A 14926-nucleotide genomic window follows, 5' to 3' on the forward strand; every position below is an offset into this window, starting at 1 on the left:
CCCTACAGGTCGACGCCGACGAGCACCGGTTCGGGCTGCAGGATCAGTCCGAACTCGGCCTGAACCCGCCCCTGGATGAAGCGAGCGAGCTCGGCGATCTCCTCCGCTGTCGCGCCGGCGTGATTGGTCAGCGCGAGCGCGTGCTTGCTCGAGAGCGCCGCCCGCGAACGCGGCAGATGGAAGCCCTTGCGGATGCCGGAGTGTTCGATGAGCCACGCGGCGCTGACCTTGACATCCGGCTCCTCGACCTCGGGGGGGGATGTACCCGTCGAACGTGTCGAGCGGAATGATCCGAACCGGCTCTGAGGTCGCGTCGGCGCCGTCGGGGCGAACCGGCCACCGTGGGCACTCTGCGGGCAGGCTTCGGGCGAAGGATGCCGAGACCACGGCGTTCTGGAAGAACGAACCGGCGCTGTAGGTGTCGGGATCGGCGTCATCAAGCACCATTCCCTTGCGGGCGCGGGTGGCGAGGACGTGATCGCGCACCCACTGCAGCGTGACCGCGTCATCTTCTGCGAGACCCAGCGCCTGCCGAAGCTGGGCGCCCCGCAGCCGCCGGGGAGCAGGACCCACCTCGAGCAGGTCGAGAGTGACGGACAGGATGACCGCACGTCGAAGGGGCTCGGAGCCGTGGTGGTGCTTGAGGACCGACGTGCGGAAGCCGAGTCCCAGTTCGGCGGCGGGAACCGTCGACACCTCGCCAGTGCTCTCGTCGATCAGTTCGACCTCGACGAGCGTCTGAATGATCTCCTGACCGTATGCACCGACGTTCTGCACGGGAGCTGCGCCGACGGTGCCCGGGATGCCTGACATCGCGGCGATCCCCGACAGCCCCTCGGCCACCGTGTAGGCGACGAGGTCATCCCAGTCGTGCCCGGCCTGGATGCGAAGCCGCGCCACCTGCGGCGCGGGCGCGGGCAAACGCTCGATCCCGCGGGTCAGGATGCGGATCACGGTGCCCTCAAAGGGTTCGTCACTCACGAACAGGTTCGACCCGCCGCCGAGGACGAACCAGGGCTCCCCCGTCGCCCACGTGTCTCGCAGCGCCGCGACGAGTTCGTCCCGGTCGTGGGCATCCCACATCCGGGCGGGTTCGCCGCCGGTGCGCAGTGTGGTCAGGCTCGACAGCGGCCTGGGTGCGGTCTCAGGCATCAGCCTCGGCGTGCGCGCAGGCGGGCCTTGCCCAGCACGGCAGTGTCGGCGGCGGTCACGCTCAGATCGATGGTCACGAACTCCTCGTCGAGCGCGAGGACCTTCCCCTGCACGGTGACGTCGGCGCCGGCATCCGGGTCGACGACCACGGGCCGCGTGAACCGCACGCCGTAGTCGAGGATGCGGCCGGCATCGCCGAGCCAGGGGACAACGGTCTCGGCTGCCAGGCCCATCGTCAGCATCCCGTGGGCGAGCACACCGGGAAGGCCGACGGATGCCGCGATGTCATCGCGGTAGTGGATGGGGTTGAAGTCGCCGGATGCCCCCGCATAGCGCACCAGTGATTCGCGGGTCAGGTGCACCATACGCTCGGCCACAATGTCACCGACAGCAAGGTCCGAAGAGTCGATCGTGTGCGCGCTCATTCCTCGTCCCCTCCCACCAGCAACACGGAGGTCGCCGTGACGACGTGAGCGTCATCGGCATCCGTGATGGTGGCTTCGCTCGTGACCATCGCTCCCTTGCCGAACGGGCGCACCTGGGTGATCGCCAGCGTCGCGACCAGTTCGTCGCCCGCGACGATGGGACGACTGTAGGCAAAGCGCTGCTCGGCGTGGATGAGTCGGTGCAACTCGATGCCGGAGTCGGGCTCGGCGAGCAGCTGCTGCAGCGTGAGGTCTTGAATGACCATCGCGAAGGTCGGCGGGGCGACGACATCGGCATAGCCCAGGGCCTGAGCGGCGTCGGGGTCGGTGTGCTGCGGGTCATCGGCGAACACCGCTCTCGCGAACTCCCGGACCTTCTCTCGTCCCACCAGATACGGGGCGGTCGGCGGGAAGTCCCGCCCGACCAGTTCAGGGTTCACAGGCACCAGCCCATCCTACCGAGGGGCCGACGCGGCCTCCTCGGGACGGAGGTCAGCTGCGGCCGGCTGCTGCGACGCGGTCCCACCACTGCCCGGATGCCGCCCGCAATCGGGGCAGTCGCGCCGCTGCCTCGTCGCGTATCGCGTCGGCGTTCGCCGCGATCGTTTCGAGCAGGCGTGGCGCGTCAGGCAGCTCGTCCAGGTCGAGCACGCCGGTCTGGCCCCAGTGTCCGAGGGCTCCCCCGAGCTTGATGCGCGTATACCGATCGGCCGACAGCGCGAGCACCGGCGTGCCGGCCGGAGTCGCGAACACGGCTGGGTGGTACCGGCCGGTGATGAGAAGGTCAGCGCGAAGCACGAGTGCCGCAGCATCGCGTGAGGTGCCCGTTGGGACGACGGCGGAGGGCTGCGACATCCGCTGCCTGATCCTCTCGTGCAGCCCGGCATCACCCCGCGCGGGAGCGGCGGGATCGACCGCACCGAAGTGGGCGTGGAACGAGACCGGTCCAACAGCAAGCGCGGCGGCATCCGCCAGGTCCGCGACGCGCTGCTCGACCTCATCGGCCGGTCGCCCCGCAAACCAGCCCGACAGACTGACGACGACTCCGCCGCGCGGCGCCGACGCACCGGCCTCCCCGGCTTCGCCGAGGCCGAGGAAGGACGCGTCGTCGACGTTCAGGGTCGCGCTCAGACCCCAGGAGTCGACGAGGGCCGCCGTATCAGGCTCTCGGACGCCGACGAGAACGGCCTCGCGCAGCATCCGTGCCACGACGGCATCATCGGGTGCGTCGAGGTCGGGACCGAGAGTCTGGCCCGTGACCACGACCGGCACACCCCTCAGCCGGGCAAGGCGCGCCAGGGTGGCGCGCTCGAACACGTGGCTGTGCCAGCGGGTCGCGAGGTTCCCGCCGCCGGCGTTGACAAGCATCTGTGCCCCGTCGAGCGCCGCGAAGACCTCGGCCGCCGGGTCGTCCGGTGACAGTTCCGCAGTGCCCGCAGCTACCGCGATGAGGTGGTCGGCGCGCCGGGCGGCCTCGGCGCGATCAAGCCCCGCAAACCCGAGCCGCGGCACTGCTGGAATGCCGTATCGCGCCGCGGTCTCGTCGGGATTCGAGCTCACCCCGACGGGCGACAGGCCGCGCTGAGCGAGCTCGCCCACCGCGGCCTCGAACATCGCCTCGTCGCCGATATGGAACATGCCATCGAGCACGCCGACGTCACCGATGATGAGAACAGACACGGGTTTCTCCAGCAATGCCAAGACGAGGGAAGACGCCACGGATCCGCGGCGTTGTCAACCCTACGGCTGACAGGGGAGCGCCGGTCACCCGGGGGCAGTACGATCACCGTGTCCGGGTGGCGGTGCCGGGACGTGCCGAGAAAGGACCGCCATGGGGATTCAAGCAGCGATGGACCGGGTGACCGGTGCCGCGACGATCGTCGAGGCGTTGCGCGCCGCTGACGACCTGGCGTTCGAGGCCGGCCGCGATCCGGGGGTGCGAACGCTCCGCGTGCTTTCTGCGGCTCTCTCGGGCGACGACGACATCGCCGCGATCGCGGCGGTGCACGCCCTGTCTGAGATGTTCGACGAACAGGCTGCCGCGCGCCTGGTCTCACTGTTGGACGATCCGCGCCCCTACATCCACGAACACGCCGCCTGGGCGCTCGGCCAGGGGCTGCCGCGATTCTCGGCGCTCGCCCGCTTGATCGCCCTGGTAGAGCGCGGTGGATTCACCGGAATGCTCGCGCAGCGCACGCTCGAGAAGTGGTCGGTCGCCGCGGGAGATGTGCTGGCGGTCGCGCTGGAGTCGGTGCTGGCCGTATCGGCTCAGTCGACGGATGCTGCAGGCCGGGCACGCCTGGTCGAGACGCTCGGACTCGTGCGCCAGTCGTCCGCGACGCGCACACTGCTGACCATTGCCCGCACCGACACAGAAGCCGTGGAGGTGCGCGAGGCCGCCGTCGCGGCGCTGGGTCAGCGCTCCGGCGAGCCGGGGGTGCGGCGTGCGCTCGAGGATCTCGTCGCTGCCGACGGACCCCTGTCTGACCACGCACGGTTGGCTGTCATCGACCTTGAGCCGGCTCTCGCTCACACCACGCGCGACACCTCGAGCGGACTCACCGTTGCCCAGCTCTTCCTGCACGCCGACATCGACCCGTCGCTGAGCGCCGCCGGGGCCGGGGATAACGGCGGGATTGCCACCCTCCTGGTGAGGCTCGGCGATGCTCTCACTCACGAGCCGGGCACCGTCGAGCGCGTGCTGACACTCTCGCGCGGCTCGATCTCGCAGGCGACAGCTGACCTCCTCGATGTCGCCTCCCAGAGCAGCGGGCACGTCTACGGCCATGTCCCACTGGCGCCTCACCCCACTCCGTCTGCTGCAGCATGGCCCCTGCGCGTGCGGGCCCGGCGCGGCATCCGTCGCCTCCTTCGCGCGGCCGGTCACATCGACGTGCTGCACCTCCGGATGGCCGACGTCGGGTCACTCGCCGCAGCCGACGTCGCACGCGAGCTCGGCATCCCCACGGTGTTCACCCTCGCGCCCGATCCGCACGGGGTCATCCAATCGCTCGACCGGGCGGGCACCCTCACGCGCGAGAACTTCGGCGAGACCGACCTCGCTGAGCACTTCTGGTTCCGCACGAGCCTGGTGCGTTCGCTTGCCGGCTCTGCCTCGCACAGCGTGCTGTTCCCGCGCCCCAACCTTGCCGACGACATGCGCTCCCTCGTCGGTGTCGACATCGACAGCGTCCCCGAAAGGCACACGATCGTCGCCGAGGGTGTCGACCTTGAGGTCGTCGATCGAGCTGTCGCGCTCGTGTCGGCGGGGGCGACGGATGCCGATCCCGCACTGCGCGAGCTTGCCGATCTGGTCGGCGGGTTGGCGCCGGATCGACGCGATCTTCCGCTGATCGTCAGCGTCGGCCGGATGCACCGCGTCAAGGGGATGGCCACGCTCGCCGAAACCTGGGCCGGCAGCGCTCTCAGCGAGCGCGCGAATCTGCTCATCATCGGCGGCGACCTCGAGAACCCCTCGCTGGATGAGCGGGAGCAGCTCGATCGCATCGAGCTCGCGGTTCCCTCCGCCGAGCGCGCGACGCGCGGCCTCATCCTCGCCGGGCACCGCCCGAATGACATTGCCGCCCGGTGGGTAGCTGCGGCACGGTTGGGGATCCCGGGCCGAGTGTCCGGGCAGGGCGTGTACGTGTGCGCGAGCATCAAAGAGGAGTTCGGTATCGCCCTGTTGGAGGCTCTCGCGACGGGAATGGTCGTCGTCGCTCCCGACGGAGGCGGGCCGGCCACCTATGTCGCCGACCAGGACACCGGGTTCCTCACCGCCACCTGGGACACCCTGGCGCTCAAGGAAGCGACGCACCGAGCCCTGGACCGCGCTGCACTGGCTGACCCCGCGATCGCCGAGCGAGCCCGAACGATGGTCGCCGAGCGGTTCACGATCCAGGCCATGGCGGCAGCGCTCGCGCCGGTGTACCGGAGGGTCGCCGAACAGGAGGCCGAGCTCGTGCGAGCGGCAGGAGCGGCATGACCCTGCTGGTCATCAGCCCCGACTACGCCTCGCACCTGCTTCCGTTGGCGACGCTCGCGACAGCGTGGCAACGGCGCGGCGCCGAGGTCGTGGTGGCGACGGGTCCCGCGACCGATCCGATCGTGCGACAGTTCGGGTACCGGCGGGTAGATCTGCCGCTCGGCCGCGGTGCGAATGCGGGGATCATCCGCACGGCGCAGCAGCAGGCCGAGGAGGCAGCGTCGCTGGAGGGCTTCTTCGAGTCCACCCGGCGCGGCATGATCCCTACGCTCCTCTATCAGGCTCGGGAGCGCCTCACCGACCTGATGTGGCAACCCGAGGATCGCGCCCGCGCGACCCTCGCCGTGATCGAGGATGTCTCTCCCGACGAGATCCTTGTCGACCACCTGGCCTTCAGCGCACGGCTCGCGCTACACACCGCAGGCATCCCCTACGGGGATGTCGTGCTCGGGCATCCGAGCGCACTCCCGATCGCGGGCGAGGTGTACGGCTTCCCGCCCGCGTGGCCGGCCGCCTTCACTCCGGACCCCGATGACCTCCGCACGCTCCAGGATGTCTGCATCGAGGTTTCCGAAGGGTTCACAGCGCAGTGGAACGATGTCGCCCAGCGCCTGGATCCGAGATCGCGCGGCGTCGAGGACGCGTTCGCCACCCACGGCGAGCGCGTGCTCTACAACTATCCCGGTGAGCTCGCCCGCACCGACGGACGGGCGCTGCCCCCGCACGTCTTTCTGGGTTCCACCCGGCGCGCTGAGCCCGCCGACGATGAAGTCGGTGCGTGGCTCGGCGTCGACGAGCCGTTCGTGTACGTCAGCTTCGGCAGCTTCCTGTCCGTGCGCGGCGACGTGCTCGCGCGTGTTGCCGAGGCGCTGCGCCGCGTTGGCGTCCGCGCGGCCATATCGACCGGGGCGACTGACCCGGCAGAACTCGGCTGGATTCCGCCGAGCTGGCTGGTGCGCGAGTACCTTCCGCAGGTGCGGCTGCTCGATCACGCCGCCGCTGCCGTCACCCACGGCGGCAACAACTCGGTTACAGAGGGCGCGGGGGCTGGGGTGCCGCTTCTCGTGCTGCCGTTCTCGACCGACCAGTTCGCGGGGGCAGCGGCAATCGAGCGCGAGGACATCGGACGGGCCCTCGATCCGAATGCGGCAAGCGTCGACGATCTCGAGGCTGCTCTCTCGGCCCTCCTGGACCCGGCCTGGGCGGGTCGGGCAACACTCACCGCGATCCGGGCCGACCAACTCTCCGACCCGGGTCCGGAGCGGGCATACCGGACGCTCACCGCTTGACCTGGAGCGCGCTCCAGGTCAGAGCATGGGTCGCATGAACAACGAAACGACGGTGGCCCGACTGATTCTGGGCACGATGTCCTACGGAACGACGATCGATCAGGATCGCGCGTTCGCCCTGATGGATCGATTCGTGGCGGCGGGCGGGGTGTGGCTCGATACTGCCGACTGCTACGCGTTCTGGGATGACCCCAGCGGTGTCGGAGGGGCAAGCGAGCGGGTAATCGGACGGTGGCTGCGTGCGAACGACGGCATCCGCGAGAGAGTGAGCATCGCAACCAAGGTTCGGCAGAATCCGCTCGTGCCGCACCGGTGGCCAGAGTCCGCAGAAGGCCTCTCGGCGCACGCGATCGTCACCGCGATGGCAGGCAGCCTTGACAGGCTGGGAGTGGAATCGGTCGACCTGCTGTGGGCGCACGCGGAGGATCGCAGCGTTCCGCTCGCCGAAACGGTGGCAGCGTTCGGAGACCTCGTCTCCAGCGGGACGGTGGGACGCGTTGGTGCCGCCAATCATGCATCGTGGCGCGTGGAGAAAGCGCGCGCTGCGGCTCACGGGTTGAGAGTCGAGCCATGGTCGGCCGTTCAGCTTCGCCATTCGCTGATCCAGCCGAGGCCCGATGCGTCGCTGCCCAACGCAGGTGATGCCGCGAACGCGCGCCTAATCCGAGAGGCCGACGAGCGCTGCCATGGCGGCGCGGTCGCCCGCGGCATCCCGGTATTGCTGCATCCGCGCGGCGTTGGCGTCGTAGCCGGCGCCGGCACGGACTTCGCCGACGTGGTGAAGCGCGTAGACGCGACCTTCGTGGCGGCGCGGCGGCTCGCCGAGCAGCGTCTGATGGGCAAGGTTCCACGCTGCATCCTCGAACCCCCACCCGCGGAACCCGGCATCCTGGCCCCCGTGCCGCGCCCAGGTGCGGGGTGTCGCAATGTACACGCCCGAGCAGGCACCCGAAACGAACTGCTCGACGGTGCACTCCGGCAGCGGCACCCCGCGCGCGTAGTCGGCGGAGCCCGTCGCTCCGAGCCAGCGGTACTCCGTGTAGGGAAGGTGCACCACGCCGCTCGTCGCTGCCGCTGCGATCGCCTCTCGCACCGGACCCACTTCGGGAATGGTGTCGGCATCACCGATCACGACGACCTCGTCCGGCGCTGCATCCGCCATCGCCTGATTGCGGCACGCGGCCAGGACGAACGGGACGTCGCCGGTGTCGACGGTGGTCAACGGGATCTCCGGGAGGTTCTCGCGGTACCACGCAGCCACGCGCTCAAACGCGTCAATGCGCGACGGCGCCGGACGCCACGGCAGCACGATTCGCGCGGGGGGCAGAACGTCGTCGGGAGTGAGAGAATCCACTCCACCATCATGGGGCCGCCAAGGAGACGCCATGCCCGAACTGTTCAACTACTTCGACCACGTCGAACTGCCGACTCCGACGCTCAGCACCGACGAGGTCGAGAAGCTGTGCGAGCTCGTCTTCGGCATCGACGTCGTAGCGAACCCCCTCGGAAGCCAGCAGGACCAGAACTTCCGCCTCTTCCCGCGAGGCTCCGACGCACCGTTCGGTGTGCTCAAGCTCAGCAACCCGGTCTTCAGCGAGACCGAGATCCGGATGCAGGATGCGGCAACGGATGCTGTCGCGGTGGCCGATCCCACGCTGCGGGTGCCTCGCGTGCTCTCGGCCCCCGGGGCGCACTGTGGGCCTGGTGGGACAGCTCACAGGGGCGAATTCACGCTCGAGTGCTCGAGAACATCGCCGGCCACACCCTGACCGGGTCGCGCTACCTTCCCCCGCGGTCATCGAACGACTCGGAGACCTTGCGGGCCGGGTGAGCGCAGCGCTGGAGAGCTTCGAGCATCCCGCGAGCGGACGCATCCTCCAATGGGATCTGCGCCATGCACGCAGAGTCATCGACGCCCTGCTGCCTGATGAACCGGACGCCGAGGTTCGCGCCGCGATAGAACGGGCAGTTTGCGGGGCCGTTGCTGCGCTCGACCCGATCGTGCCCCACCTCCCGATGCAGGCGGGGCACTTCGACATCACGGACGACAACGTCCTGCGCGGCTACGGCGAACTCCTCCCCGATGCCGTGATCGACTTCGGGGACGTGATGCGCTCGTGGCGGGTCGCGGAGATAGCCGTGACGGCATCCTCCGTGCTGCACCACGACGGTGCCGATCCGACATCAGTCATCCCCGCGATCCGCGCCTTCCACGCGCGGCGCCACCTCACCGACGAGGAGATCACGGCGCTGTGGCCCCTGGTCGTCCTACGCGGGGCGACTCTCGTGCTGAGCGGACGCGCGCAGGTTCGCCTCGACGACGCCAACGAGTACGCCGCTGATGCGCTTGATCGCGAGCGCCGCATCTTCGATGTCGCGACGTCGGTGCCGGCATCCGTCATGATTGCGGCGATACGCCGGGCGCTGGACCCCGACAGCTCCGGGCCGACCCGAGCATGGGAGGGCGCTCCCGTGGTCACGCTCCCGGCCGAGGTCGTCGTTCTCGATACCGGCACCGTCTCACCCGTGAACGATCGGGGCGCCTGGCTCGACCCGGAGGAACTCGACCGGGCGGCGCTCAGCATGCTGGATGCCGGCGCCGGCGCGGTCGTCGTTCCTGCGTGGCATTCGATGCTGAGCGGGGCGCCGCCTCGAACCCCGACGGCGCCCGCCACGATCCCCACCGGCACCACGCTGTGGCTAGCTGAGCCGCTCGCGCTCGGTCGAGACGATGGCGAGTGGACGGGCAGCGCCGGGGCGCTCACCTGGCGTTGCGGCGACGAGCTCGTCACGATCACCGGGGTTCCCGACAACTCGGATGCTGTGCTGCCGGCACGCACGCGCCTGTTCGTGCAGCGCCATGCGACGGGCGATGAACTCCCACCTCCCCGGGTCGCCGCGGCCCTCGCCGAGGCCTGGCGTGAGGTGATCGGCGACGTCTCTGACGCTCTCGGGATGACACCGCCGCTCCCGCGCGAGGACGACATTCTCGCGCGTCGGCACGGAGTCCTGGCAGAGGTTCAGGAGCACTACTACGACACGCCACCGAGGATCGAGCGCGGATGGCAGGAGTATCTGATCGACGTCGACGGTCGGGTCTACCTCGACATGGTCAACAACGTCGCCTCGGTGGGCCATGCGCATCCCCACGTCGCGGATGCCGCAACCCGACAGCTCAACTTGCTCAACACGAACTCTCGCTTCCACTACGGCGTGATCACCGAGTACGCCGAGCGCATCGCCCAGACGCTGCCCGCTGAGCTCGACACGGTGTTCTTCGTCAACTCGGGGTCGGAGGCAGCAGATCTCGCTCTTCGACTGGCAATGGCATCCACGGGTCGCACCGATATCGTCGCGATGCGCGAGGCCTACCACGGGTGGACCTTCGCAAGCGATGCTGTGTCGACGTCGATCGCCGACAACCCGAACGCGCTGGCGACGCGCCCGGAGTGGGTGCACACCGTGGCAGCCGCCAATTCCTACCGCGGCACGTATCGCGGCGAGGACGCGCAGCGCTATGCCCCCGAGGCCGTTGCAGTGATCGATCAACTCGCTGCATCCGGACGCGCTCCAGCCGGGCTCATCTGCGAGACCTTCTTCGGAAACGCCGGCGGCGTCGCGCTGCCGCCGGGGTATCTCGCTCAGGTCTATGACGCGATTCGCCGCCACGGTGGCCTGGCCATCGCCGACGAGGTGCAGGTGGGCTTCGGTCGGCTGGGTGAATGGTTCTGGGGGTTCGAGCAACAGGGAGTCGTCCCCGATATCGTTGCCGTCGCCAAGTCGATCGGCGCGGGCCACCCCCTCGGCGCCGTCATCACCCGCCGGGAGATCGCCGATCGCTACCGCACCCAGGGGTACTTCTTCTCCTCAACGGGCGGCTCGCCGGTGTCGGCGGCGATCGGTCTGGCTGTTCTGGATGTCATCGATCAGGAGGGTCTGCAACACAACGCGCGCGTCGTCGGAACTCATCTGAAGCGGCGTCTGGAAGCGCTGGCTGAGAACCATCCCCTCGTGGGAGCGGTGCATGGCGCCGGCCTGTACCTCGGCGTCGAGTTCGTGCGCGACCGCGTCACCCTGGAGCCGGCGACCGAAGAGACCGCGGCAATCTGCGACAGGCTGCTGACGCTCGGGGTGATCATGCAGCCCACCGGTGACTACCAGAACGTGCTGAAGATCAAGCCGCCGCTGTGCGTGTCACTGGAGTCGGTTGACTACTTCGTCGATTCGCTCGATCGGGTTCTCAGCACCGGCTGGTGACGCGCGGCACCGGCCCTCAGGAACCGGAGCGCTGAGCACGAATCGCCCGAAGCGCCATCTGCACGGCTATGAAGGCGATGAAGATCGAGAACAGCACGTTGCCGACGAACGGGTCGACCAGCGTCGCGATCCAGGCGCCGAGAGCCGTTGTCGTGCACGCCGCGATGCCGATGGCAATGGCTGCCGGGAGATCGACGTTCTTGCGCCGAAGGTTTCCGACGGTGCCCGATAGCGCCGTGGGGATCATCATGAGCAGCGACGTGCCCTTGGCTTCGAGGTCGCTCGCACCGAACAGGATCATGAGAACCGGAACCACCACGATGCCCCCGCCGACGCCGAGAAGCCCCGCCAGGATGCCGGTGATCAGGCCCAGCACGATCAGGCCGACGACCGACAGAATCGTGTATTCGATCCCAGCATCCCGCGACGGAATGACCAGGTAGAGGCTGATGATCACGAGGACCAAGAACCCGACGAAGCCCCAGCGCAGCACCGGAAGAGGAAGTCGGTGCAGCAGCCACGTGCCGATCTGAGCACCGATGATCGCCCCGGCGGCGAGGATGATCGCCGCGACCCACGCCACGGAGCCAGTCGTCGCGTAGGAGATCACGCCCACTGTCGCGGTCGGGACGATTGCTGCCAGTGATGTACCCGCGGCGAGGCGCTGGTTGAAGCCGAGGAAGAACACGAGAGCCGGCACGATCACGGTGCCCCCGCCCACACCGAACAGACCCGACAGCAGGCCAGCAGCCAGACCCACCAGAATCGCGACGATGTAGAAACGCGCGGTGCGCGGCTGGGGTGTCGTGGTCATGTGCTCGCTCTCGTCGGCGCCGGAACGCCGGCCGTGCCAGCCTACTCGTCCGAGACAGACACTCCGACGCGGCGTGGAGAGCCCTACTCCACGCTCACGAGGTCGTAGACCGCCCAACCATCGTCATCCGGAACCAGCGTGTATTCGTACTCGACGACCTGCTGCACGCCCGGTTCGATCGGGTTTCCGTCTTGGTCTAAGTGAGCGACATAGCTTTCTTGCGTTGCGACGGTGTACTCGTAGCCCGGGCCACGGATGCCGGTCACAACGATCTCGTAGTCCGAGTACCACTCGGTGAAGGCCTCGGACTGACCGGCGAACGTCGCGCAATCCTTGATCTGCACGATTTCGCGCAGGCGCTCGGTCGTGACGCCGAGGAAGAGGTCGCAGTCCGCGGTTTGCCAGGCCTCATCGAACTGGTAGACGGCCTCGACGGCGCCGCGTTCATCGTCGTTCGTCGGTTCGACGGCCGCCGGTGCGCTCACTCGACCGAATCCGAGGATTGCGAGCGGGATGAGAACCGCGGCGAGAACTACCGCAACGAGCATCGCAACACCGACGATCACCCAGATGATCCAGGTTCGGCTGCGCTGGGGGGCGGTGGCTGCAACGAAGATTCCCGACGGGGCATCCTGCGCCACGGGAACACCATCGGACGCAGCGGTGTCGCCGGTCGCTTCTGGTGACTGCGAGGACGTCTCCGGTGCGGGCGTCGTGCGGGGACGCTGCCACGGGTCGGGCATCCCCTGTGGGTGCGGCTGCACATGCTCGGTCCATTGCTGACCGTCCCACCACCGCAAGGCGCCGTGGCCGTCGTCATACCAGCCGGGGGCAATCGCCGACATCCGCTCTCGTTCCTCGTCGTTCCGGGCTCGCCTTCACTCTATGCGCGCGGACCTCGGGCTCAGAAGTTCGCGCCGTAGTCTCCACTGCTGAAACCACCAGTGATCAGCCACAGCGGCACGAGCACCGTGATCAGGGAGAGGATCAGCGACACGATCGACCACACGAGCACACGACGTGCGCGGATGTCCAGAATCAGTGCGATGATCCCGAGCACCAGGGCGACCGCCCCCACGAGGATCGAGAAGGGCATCGTCACGATCAGCAGCCACCAGATCGTCGCCATCTCGGGGAGGAACCCGATGAGCAAGATCGCAAGCGAAGGCGCAAGGGCAATGAAAGCGACGACGAACGCGATGATTCCGAGGATGGGGATGCGGCGGGCAGTCGGTGCGGGCGGCGATGCCGGCGAAACGGATGCGGTCACGAGCGCAGTCTAGGGTGCCGTTGCCGGTTCCGCACCCGCGCTCCGGGCAATCCCGCGAGTGCGGCAGATTCGTGCAGCTGGCGCGATCCCAACCCCACGGATGCGGCAGATTCGTGCATCCGCTGCGCATAAATGCGCCGCAGCTCCACATTTCCGCCGCAATCGCTCACCGGCTAGCACCCGACGGCGCGGCTGACAAGGGGCGGGCGGCCGCGACCGAGGTTGGTTACAGTCCCGTTCGACGGAACGTCGAAAGGAACACAGATGGCAACGCAGTCCGACACCGCGACCAAGACGAAGACCTCGGCATCCGGAGCGCCGCGCAATGCGCGAAAGGCAGCGAAGGGTGGCGCTGGAGCCAAACTCACCGACGAGCAGAACGCCGAGAGCGGCTTCCAGGCGTCGAAGCAGCTGAGCGAGAACCTGCAGCGAGTGCTCGTCGACCTTCTCGAGCTGTCGCTCCAGGGCAAGCAAGCGCACTGGAACGTCGTGGGCCGCAACTTCCGCGACACCCACCTGCAGCTCGACGAGATCATCGACGCGGCTCGTAGCCTCTCGGATGTCGTCGCCGAACGTATGCGTGCACTTCACGCTCTGCCCGACGGCCGTAGCGACACCATCGCCGAGACCACGTCACTCCCCGAGTTCCCGCACGGCGAGGTTGACACAGACGAGGTGGTCGACCTGATCACCGAACGTCTCGAAGCGGTGGTTGCGACCTGCCGTGAAGTGCATGACGACGTCGACGATGAGGATCCCACGAGCGCCGACATCCTGCACGAGGTTCTCGGTCAGATGGAACAGTTCGCCTGGATGGTCAGCGCCGAGCGCCGCACCCCCCAGGGCCGCTGACTCGGCGGAACACCTCAACCTCGAACGACGAAAGAGGCCCACAAGGGGCCTCTTTCGTCGTAGACCCAGTAGACCGCTACTCCAATAATTCGATGCTGCTCCCCCTAAGTACGGCGGAACTCAGCAAATTGGCGGTGGCGGCAGCGCGAATGCCAGATCCATCAGCGGCACCATCACCGCCACCGCGTCGCCTGGAGCGACGTCTGAGTCCGGAAACGTGTGCGGAGATGGTGGAGAAGTACAGAGCTGGCGCGACGACTCCGGCGCTGTGCGCCGAGTACGGCCTCTCGAAAGGCGGACTGCTCCGGCTACTCACCGACCGAGGCGTCAAGATGCGCCGCCAACCACTCGCCCCAGAGCAGGTCGAGCAAGCTGTCACTCTCTACAGCTACGGCTTCTCAATCGCCGCGATCGCCAGCTACCTCGACACCAGCTACAACAACGTCCGACAGAACATGGAACGGCTGGGCATCGAGCGCAGGCCCCGTGGCGGATCCCGCCCCGCCACCGACAGAGACCGCATTCGGACCCTCGACGAACAGCAGGCGATGACCGCTGTGCTCCTCTACGTCACGGGAAACACGCTCGAGAACGTTGCCGCGGCTGTGGGTGCCAGTACCAGCGCAGTTCGCAAGCACTTCGCGGATGCGGGTATGCCTATCCGTCCCCGCGGCCGACCACCACATCGCCCGAGCCATCACGGCGTTGCCTGAACAACGGAGCGACGGCCAGGCTGACGACTAGTTCAGGGCATCGTGGCAGCATGAGGGGGTTGGGGTGATTTCGATACTCGTGCAGTTCGGGTGCATGCCAGTTGGCGATGTGGATGTGCCGAATCCGGTCCGAGTCGGCCGATGCGGCGGCTCTTTGCGGTTTCGGCGG

General features: G+C 68.1%; 13 protein-coding genes and 2 pseudogenes. 7 read left to right on the plus strand and 8 right to left on the minus strand.

Annotation, left to right across the window (positions count from 1 at the left end):
• Positions 1-2: 2 nt before the first annotated feature.
• The 4 genes and pseudogenes from MICSW_RS12075 to MICSW_RS12090 all read right to left on the minus strand — a co-directional run bounded on the left by MICSW_RS12075 (position 3) and on the right by MICSW_RS12090 (position 3257).
• A pseudogene (locus MICSW_RS12075) lies at positions 3-1152 on the minus strand (UDP-N-acetylmuramate dehydrogenase).
• Positions 1152-1577: a MaoC/PaaZ C-terminal domain-containing protein gene (locus MICSW_RS12080; RefSeq protein ID WP_347424955.1), complete on the minus strand. Its 426-nt coding sequence runs from the start codon at positions 1575-1577 to the stop codon at positions 1152-1154. The pseudogene MICSW_RS12075 and the gene MICSW_RS12080 overlap by 1 nt, the downstream one beginning before the upstream one ends.
• Positions 1574-2023, minus strand: a complete 450-nt coding sequence (locus tag MICSW_RS12085) for an FAS1-like dehydratase domain-containing protein (RefSeq protein WP_292732781.1) — start codon at positions 2021-2023, stop codon at positions 1574-1576. The genes MICSW_RS12080 and MICSW_RS12085 overlap by 4 nt, the downstream gene beginning before the upstream one ends.
• A gap of 46 nt (positions 2024-2069) precedes the next feature.
• On the minus strand, positions 2070-3257 hold the full coding sequence (locus MICSW_RS12090) for a polysaccharide pyruvyl transferase family protein (RefSeq protein ID WP_464496006.1): 1188 nt from the start codon (positions 3255-3257) through the stop codon (positions 2070-2072).
• A 151-nt stretch (positions 3258-3408) separates the two neighbouring features.
• On the opposite strand from MICSW_RS12090, the gene MICSW_RS12095 reads away from it, so the two are divergent.
• The 3 genes and pseudogenes from MICSW_RS12095 to MICSW_RS12105 all read left to right on the plus strand — a co-directional run.
• Positions 3409-5562 carry a glycosyltransferase gene (locus MICSW_RS12095; protein WP_464496007.1) on the plus strand — a complete coding sequence of 718 codons (2154 nt, stop codon included), beginning with the start codon at positions 3409-3411 and terminating at the stop codon, positions 5560-5562.
• Complete coding sequence (locus tag MICSW_RS12100) at positions 5559-6851, plus strand: glycosyltransferase (protein WP_375237592.1); 1293 nt, start codon at positions 5559-5561, stop codon at positions 6849-6851. The genes MICSW_RS12095 and MICSW_RS12100 overlap by 4 nt, the downstream gene beginning before the upstream one ends.
• A gap of 34 nt (positions 6852-6885) precedes the next feature.
• Positions 6886-7458: pseudogene (locus MICSW_RS12105) on the plus strand (aldo/keto reductase); the annotation flags it as partial.
• A 51-nt stretch (positions 7459-7509) separates the two neighbouring features.
• Here the strand turns inward: MICSW_RS12105 and MICSW_RS12110 are convergent.
• Entirely contained in the window at positions 7510-8205 is a 696-nt protein-coding gene (locus MICSW_RS12110) for a hypothetical protein (RefSeq protein WP_292726816.1), read from the minus strand.
• A 31-nt stretch (positions 8206-8236) separates the two neighbouring features.
• Between MICSW_RS12110 and MICSW_RS12115 the strand changes: the two genes are divergently transcribed.
• Entirely contained in the window at positions 8237-8620 is a 384-nt protein-coding gene (locus MICSW_RS12115; protein WP_464496008.1) for a hypothetical protein, read from the plus strand.
• Positions 8621-8678: 58 nt separating this feature from the next.
• Positions 8679-11108 carry an aminotransferase gene (locus MICSW_RS12120; RefSeq protein WP_464496009.1) on the plus strand — a complete coding sequence of 810 codons (2430 nt, stop codon included), beginning with the start codon at positions 8679-8681 and terminating at the stop codon, positions 11106-11108.
• Between the two features lie 16 nt (positions 11109-11124).
• On the opposite strand, the gene MICSW_RS12125 is transcribed toward MICSW_RS12120, so the two are convergent.
• The 3 genes from MICSW_RS12125 to MICSW_RS12135 form a co-directional block, all read right to left on the minus strand.
• On the minus strand, positions 11125-11922 hold the full coding sequence (locus MICSW_RS12125) for a sulfite exporter TauE/SafE family protein (RefSeq protein ID WP_228177916.1): 798 nt from the start codon (positions 11920-11922) through the stop codon (positions 11125-11127).
• 83 nt (positions 11923-12005) lie between these two features.
• Complete coding sequence (locus MICSW_RS12130) at positions 12006-12767, minus strand: DUF2510 domain-containing protein (protein ID WP_375236508.1); 762 nt, start codon at positions 12765-12767, stop codon at positions 12006-12008.
• A 59-nt stretch (positions 12768-12826) separates the two neighbouring features.
• Positions 12827-13192: a hypothetical protein gene (locus MICSW_RS12135; RefSeq protein ID WP_348681563.1), complete on the minus strand. Its 366-nt coding sequence runs from the start codon at positions 13190-13192 to the stop codon at positions 12827-12829.
• Positions 13193-13456: 264 nt separating this feature from the next.
• On the opposite strand from MICSW_RS12135, the gene MICSW_RS12140 reads away from it, so the two are divergent.
• On the plus strand, positions 13457-14044 hold the full coding sequence (locus MICSW_RS12140) for a Dps family protein (RefSeq protein WP_228177913.1): 588 nt from the start codon (positions 13457-13459) through the stop codon (positions 14042-14044).
• 227 nt (positions 14045-14271) lie between these two features.
• Positions 14272-14757, plus strand: coding sequence for a hypothetical protein (locus MICSW_RS12145; RefSeq protein WP_464496010.1), 486 nt, complete (start codon positions 14272-14274; stop codon positions 14755-14757).
• The last annotated feature ends 169 nt before the right edge of the window (positions 14758-14926 follow it).

The organism is Microbacterium sp. SW12 (assembly GCF_055391095.1).

What these genes read in the sequence shown, in the direction of transcription:
- MICSW_RS12080 (WP_347424955.1), bottom strand. Translation starts at nt 1,577, where the DNA reads ATGAGCGCGCACACGATCGACTCTTCGGACCTTGCTGTCGGTGACATT.
- MICSW_RS12095 (WP_464496007.1), top strand. Translation starts at nt 3,409, where the DNA reads ATGGGGATTCAAGCAGCGATGGACCGGGTGACCGGTGCCGCGACGATC.
- MICSW_RS12100 (WP_375237592.1), top strand. Translation starts at nt 5,559, where the DNA reads ATGACCCTGCTGGTCATCAGCCCCGACTACGCCTCGCACCTGCTTCCG.
- MICSW_RS12115 (WP_464496008.1), top strand. Translation starts at nt 8,237, where the DNA reads ATGCCCGAACTGTTCAACTACTTCGACCACGTCGAACTGCCGACTCCG.
- MICSW_RS12125 (WP_228177916.1), bottom strand. Translation starts at nt 11,922, where the DNA reads ATGACCACGACACCCCAGCCGCGCACCGCGCGTTTCTACATCGTCGCG.
- MICSW_RS12130 (WP_375236508.1), bottom strand. Translation starts at nt 12,767, where the DNA reads ATGTCGGCGATTGCCCCCGGCTGGTATGACGACGGCCACGGCGCCTTG.
- MICSW_RS12140 (WP_228177913.1), top strand. Translation starts at nt 13,457, where the DNA reads ATGGCAACGCAGTCCGACACCGCGACCAAGACGAAGACCTCGGCATCC.
- MICSW_RS12145 (WP_464496010.1), top strand. Translation starts at nt 14,272, where the DNA reads ATGGTGGAGAAGTACAGAGCTGGCGCGACGACTCCGGCGCTGTGCGCC.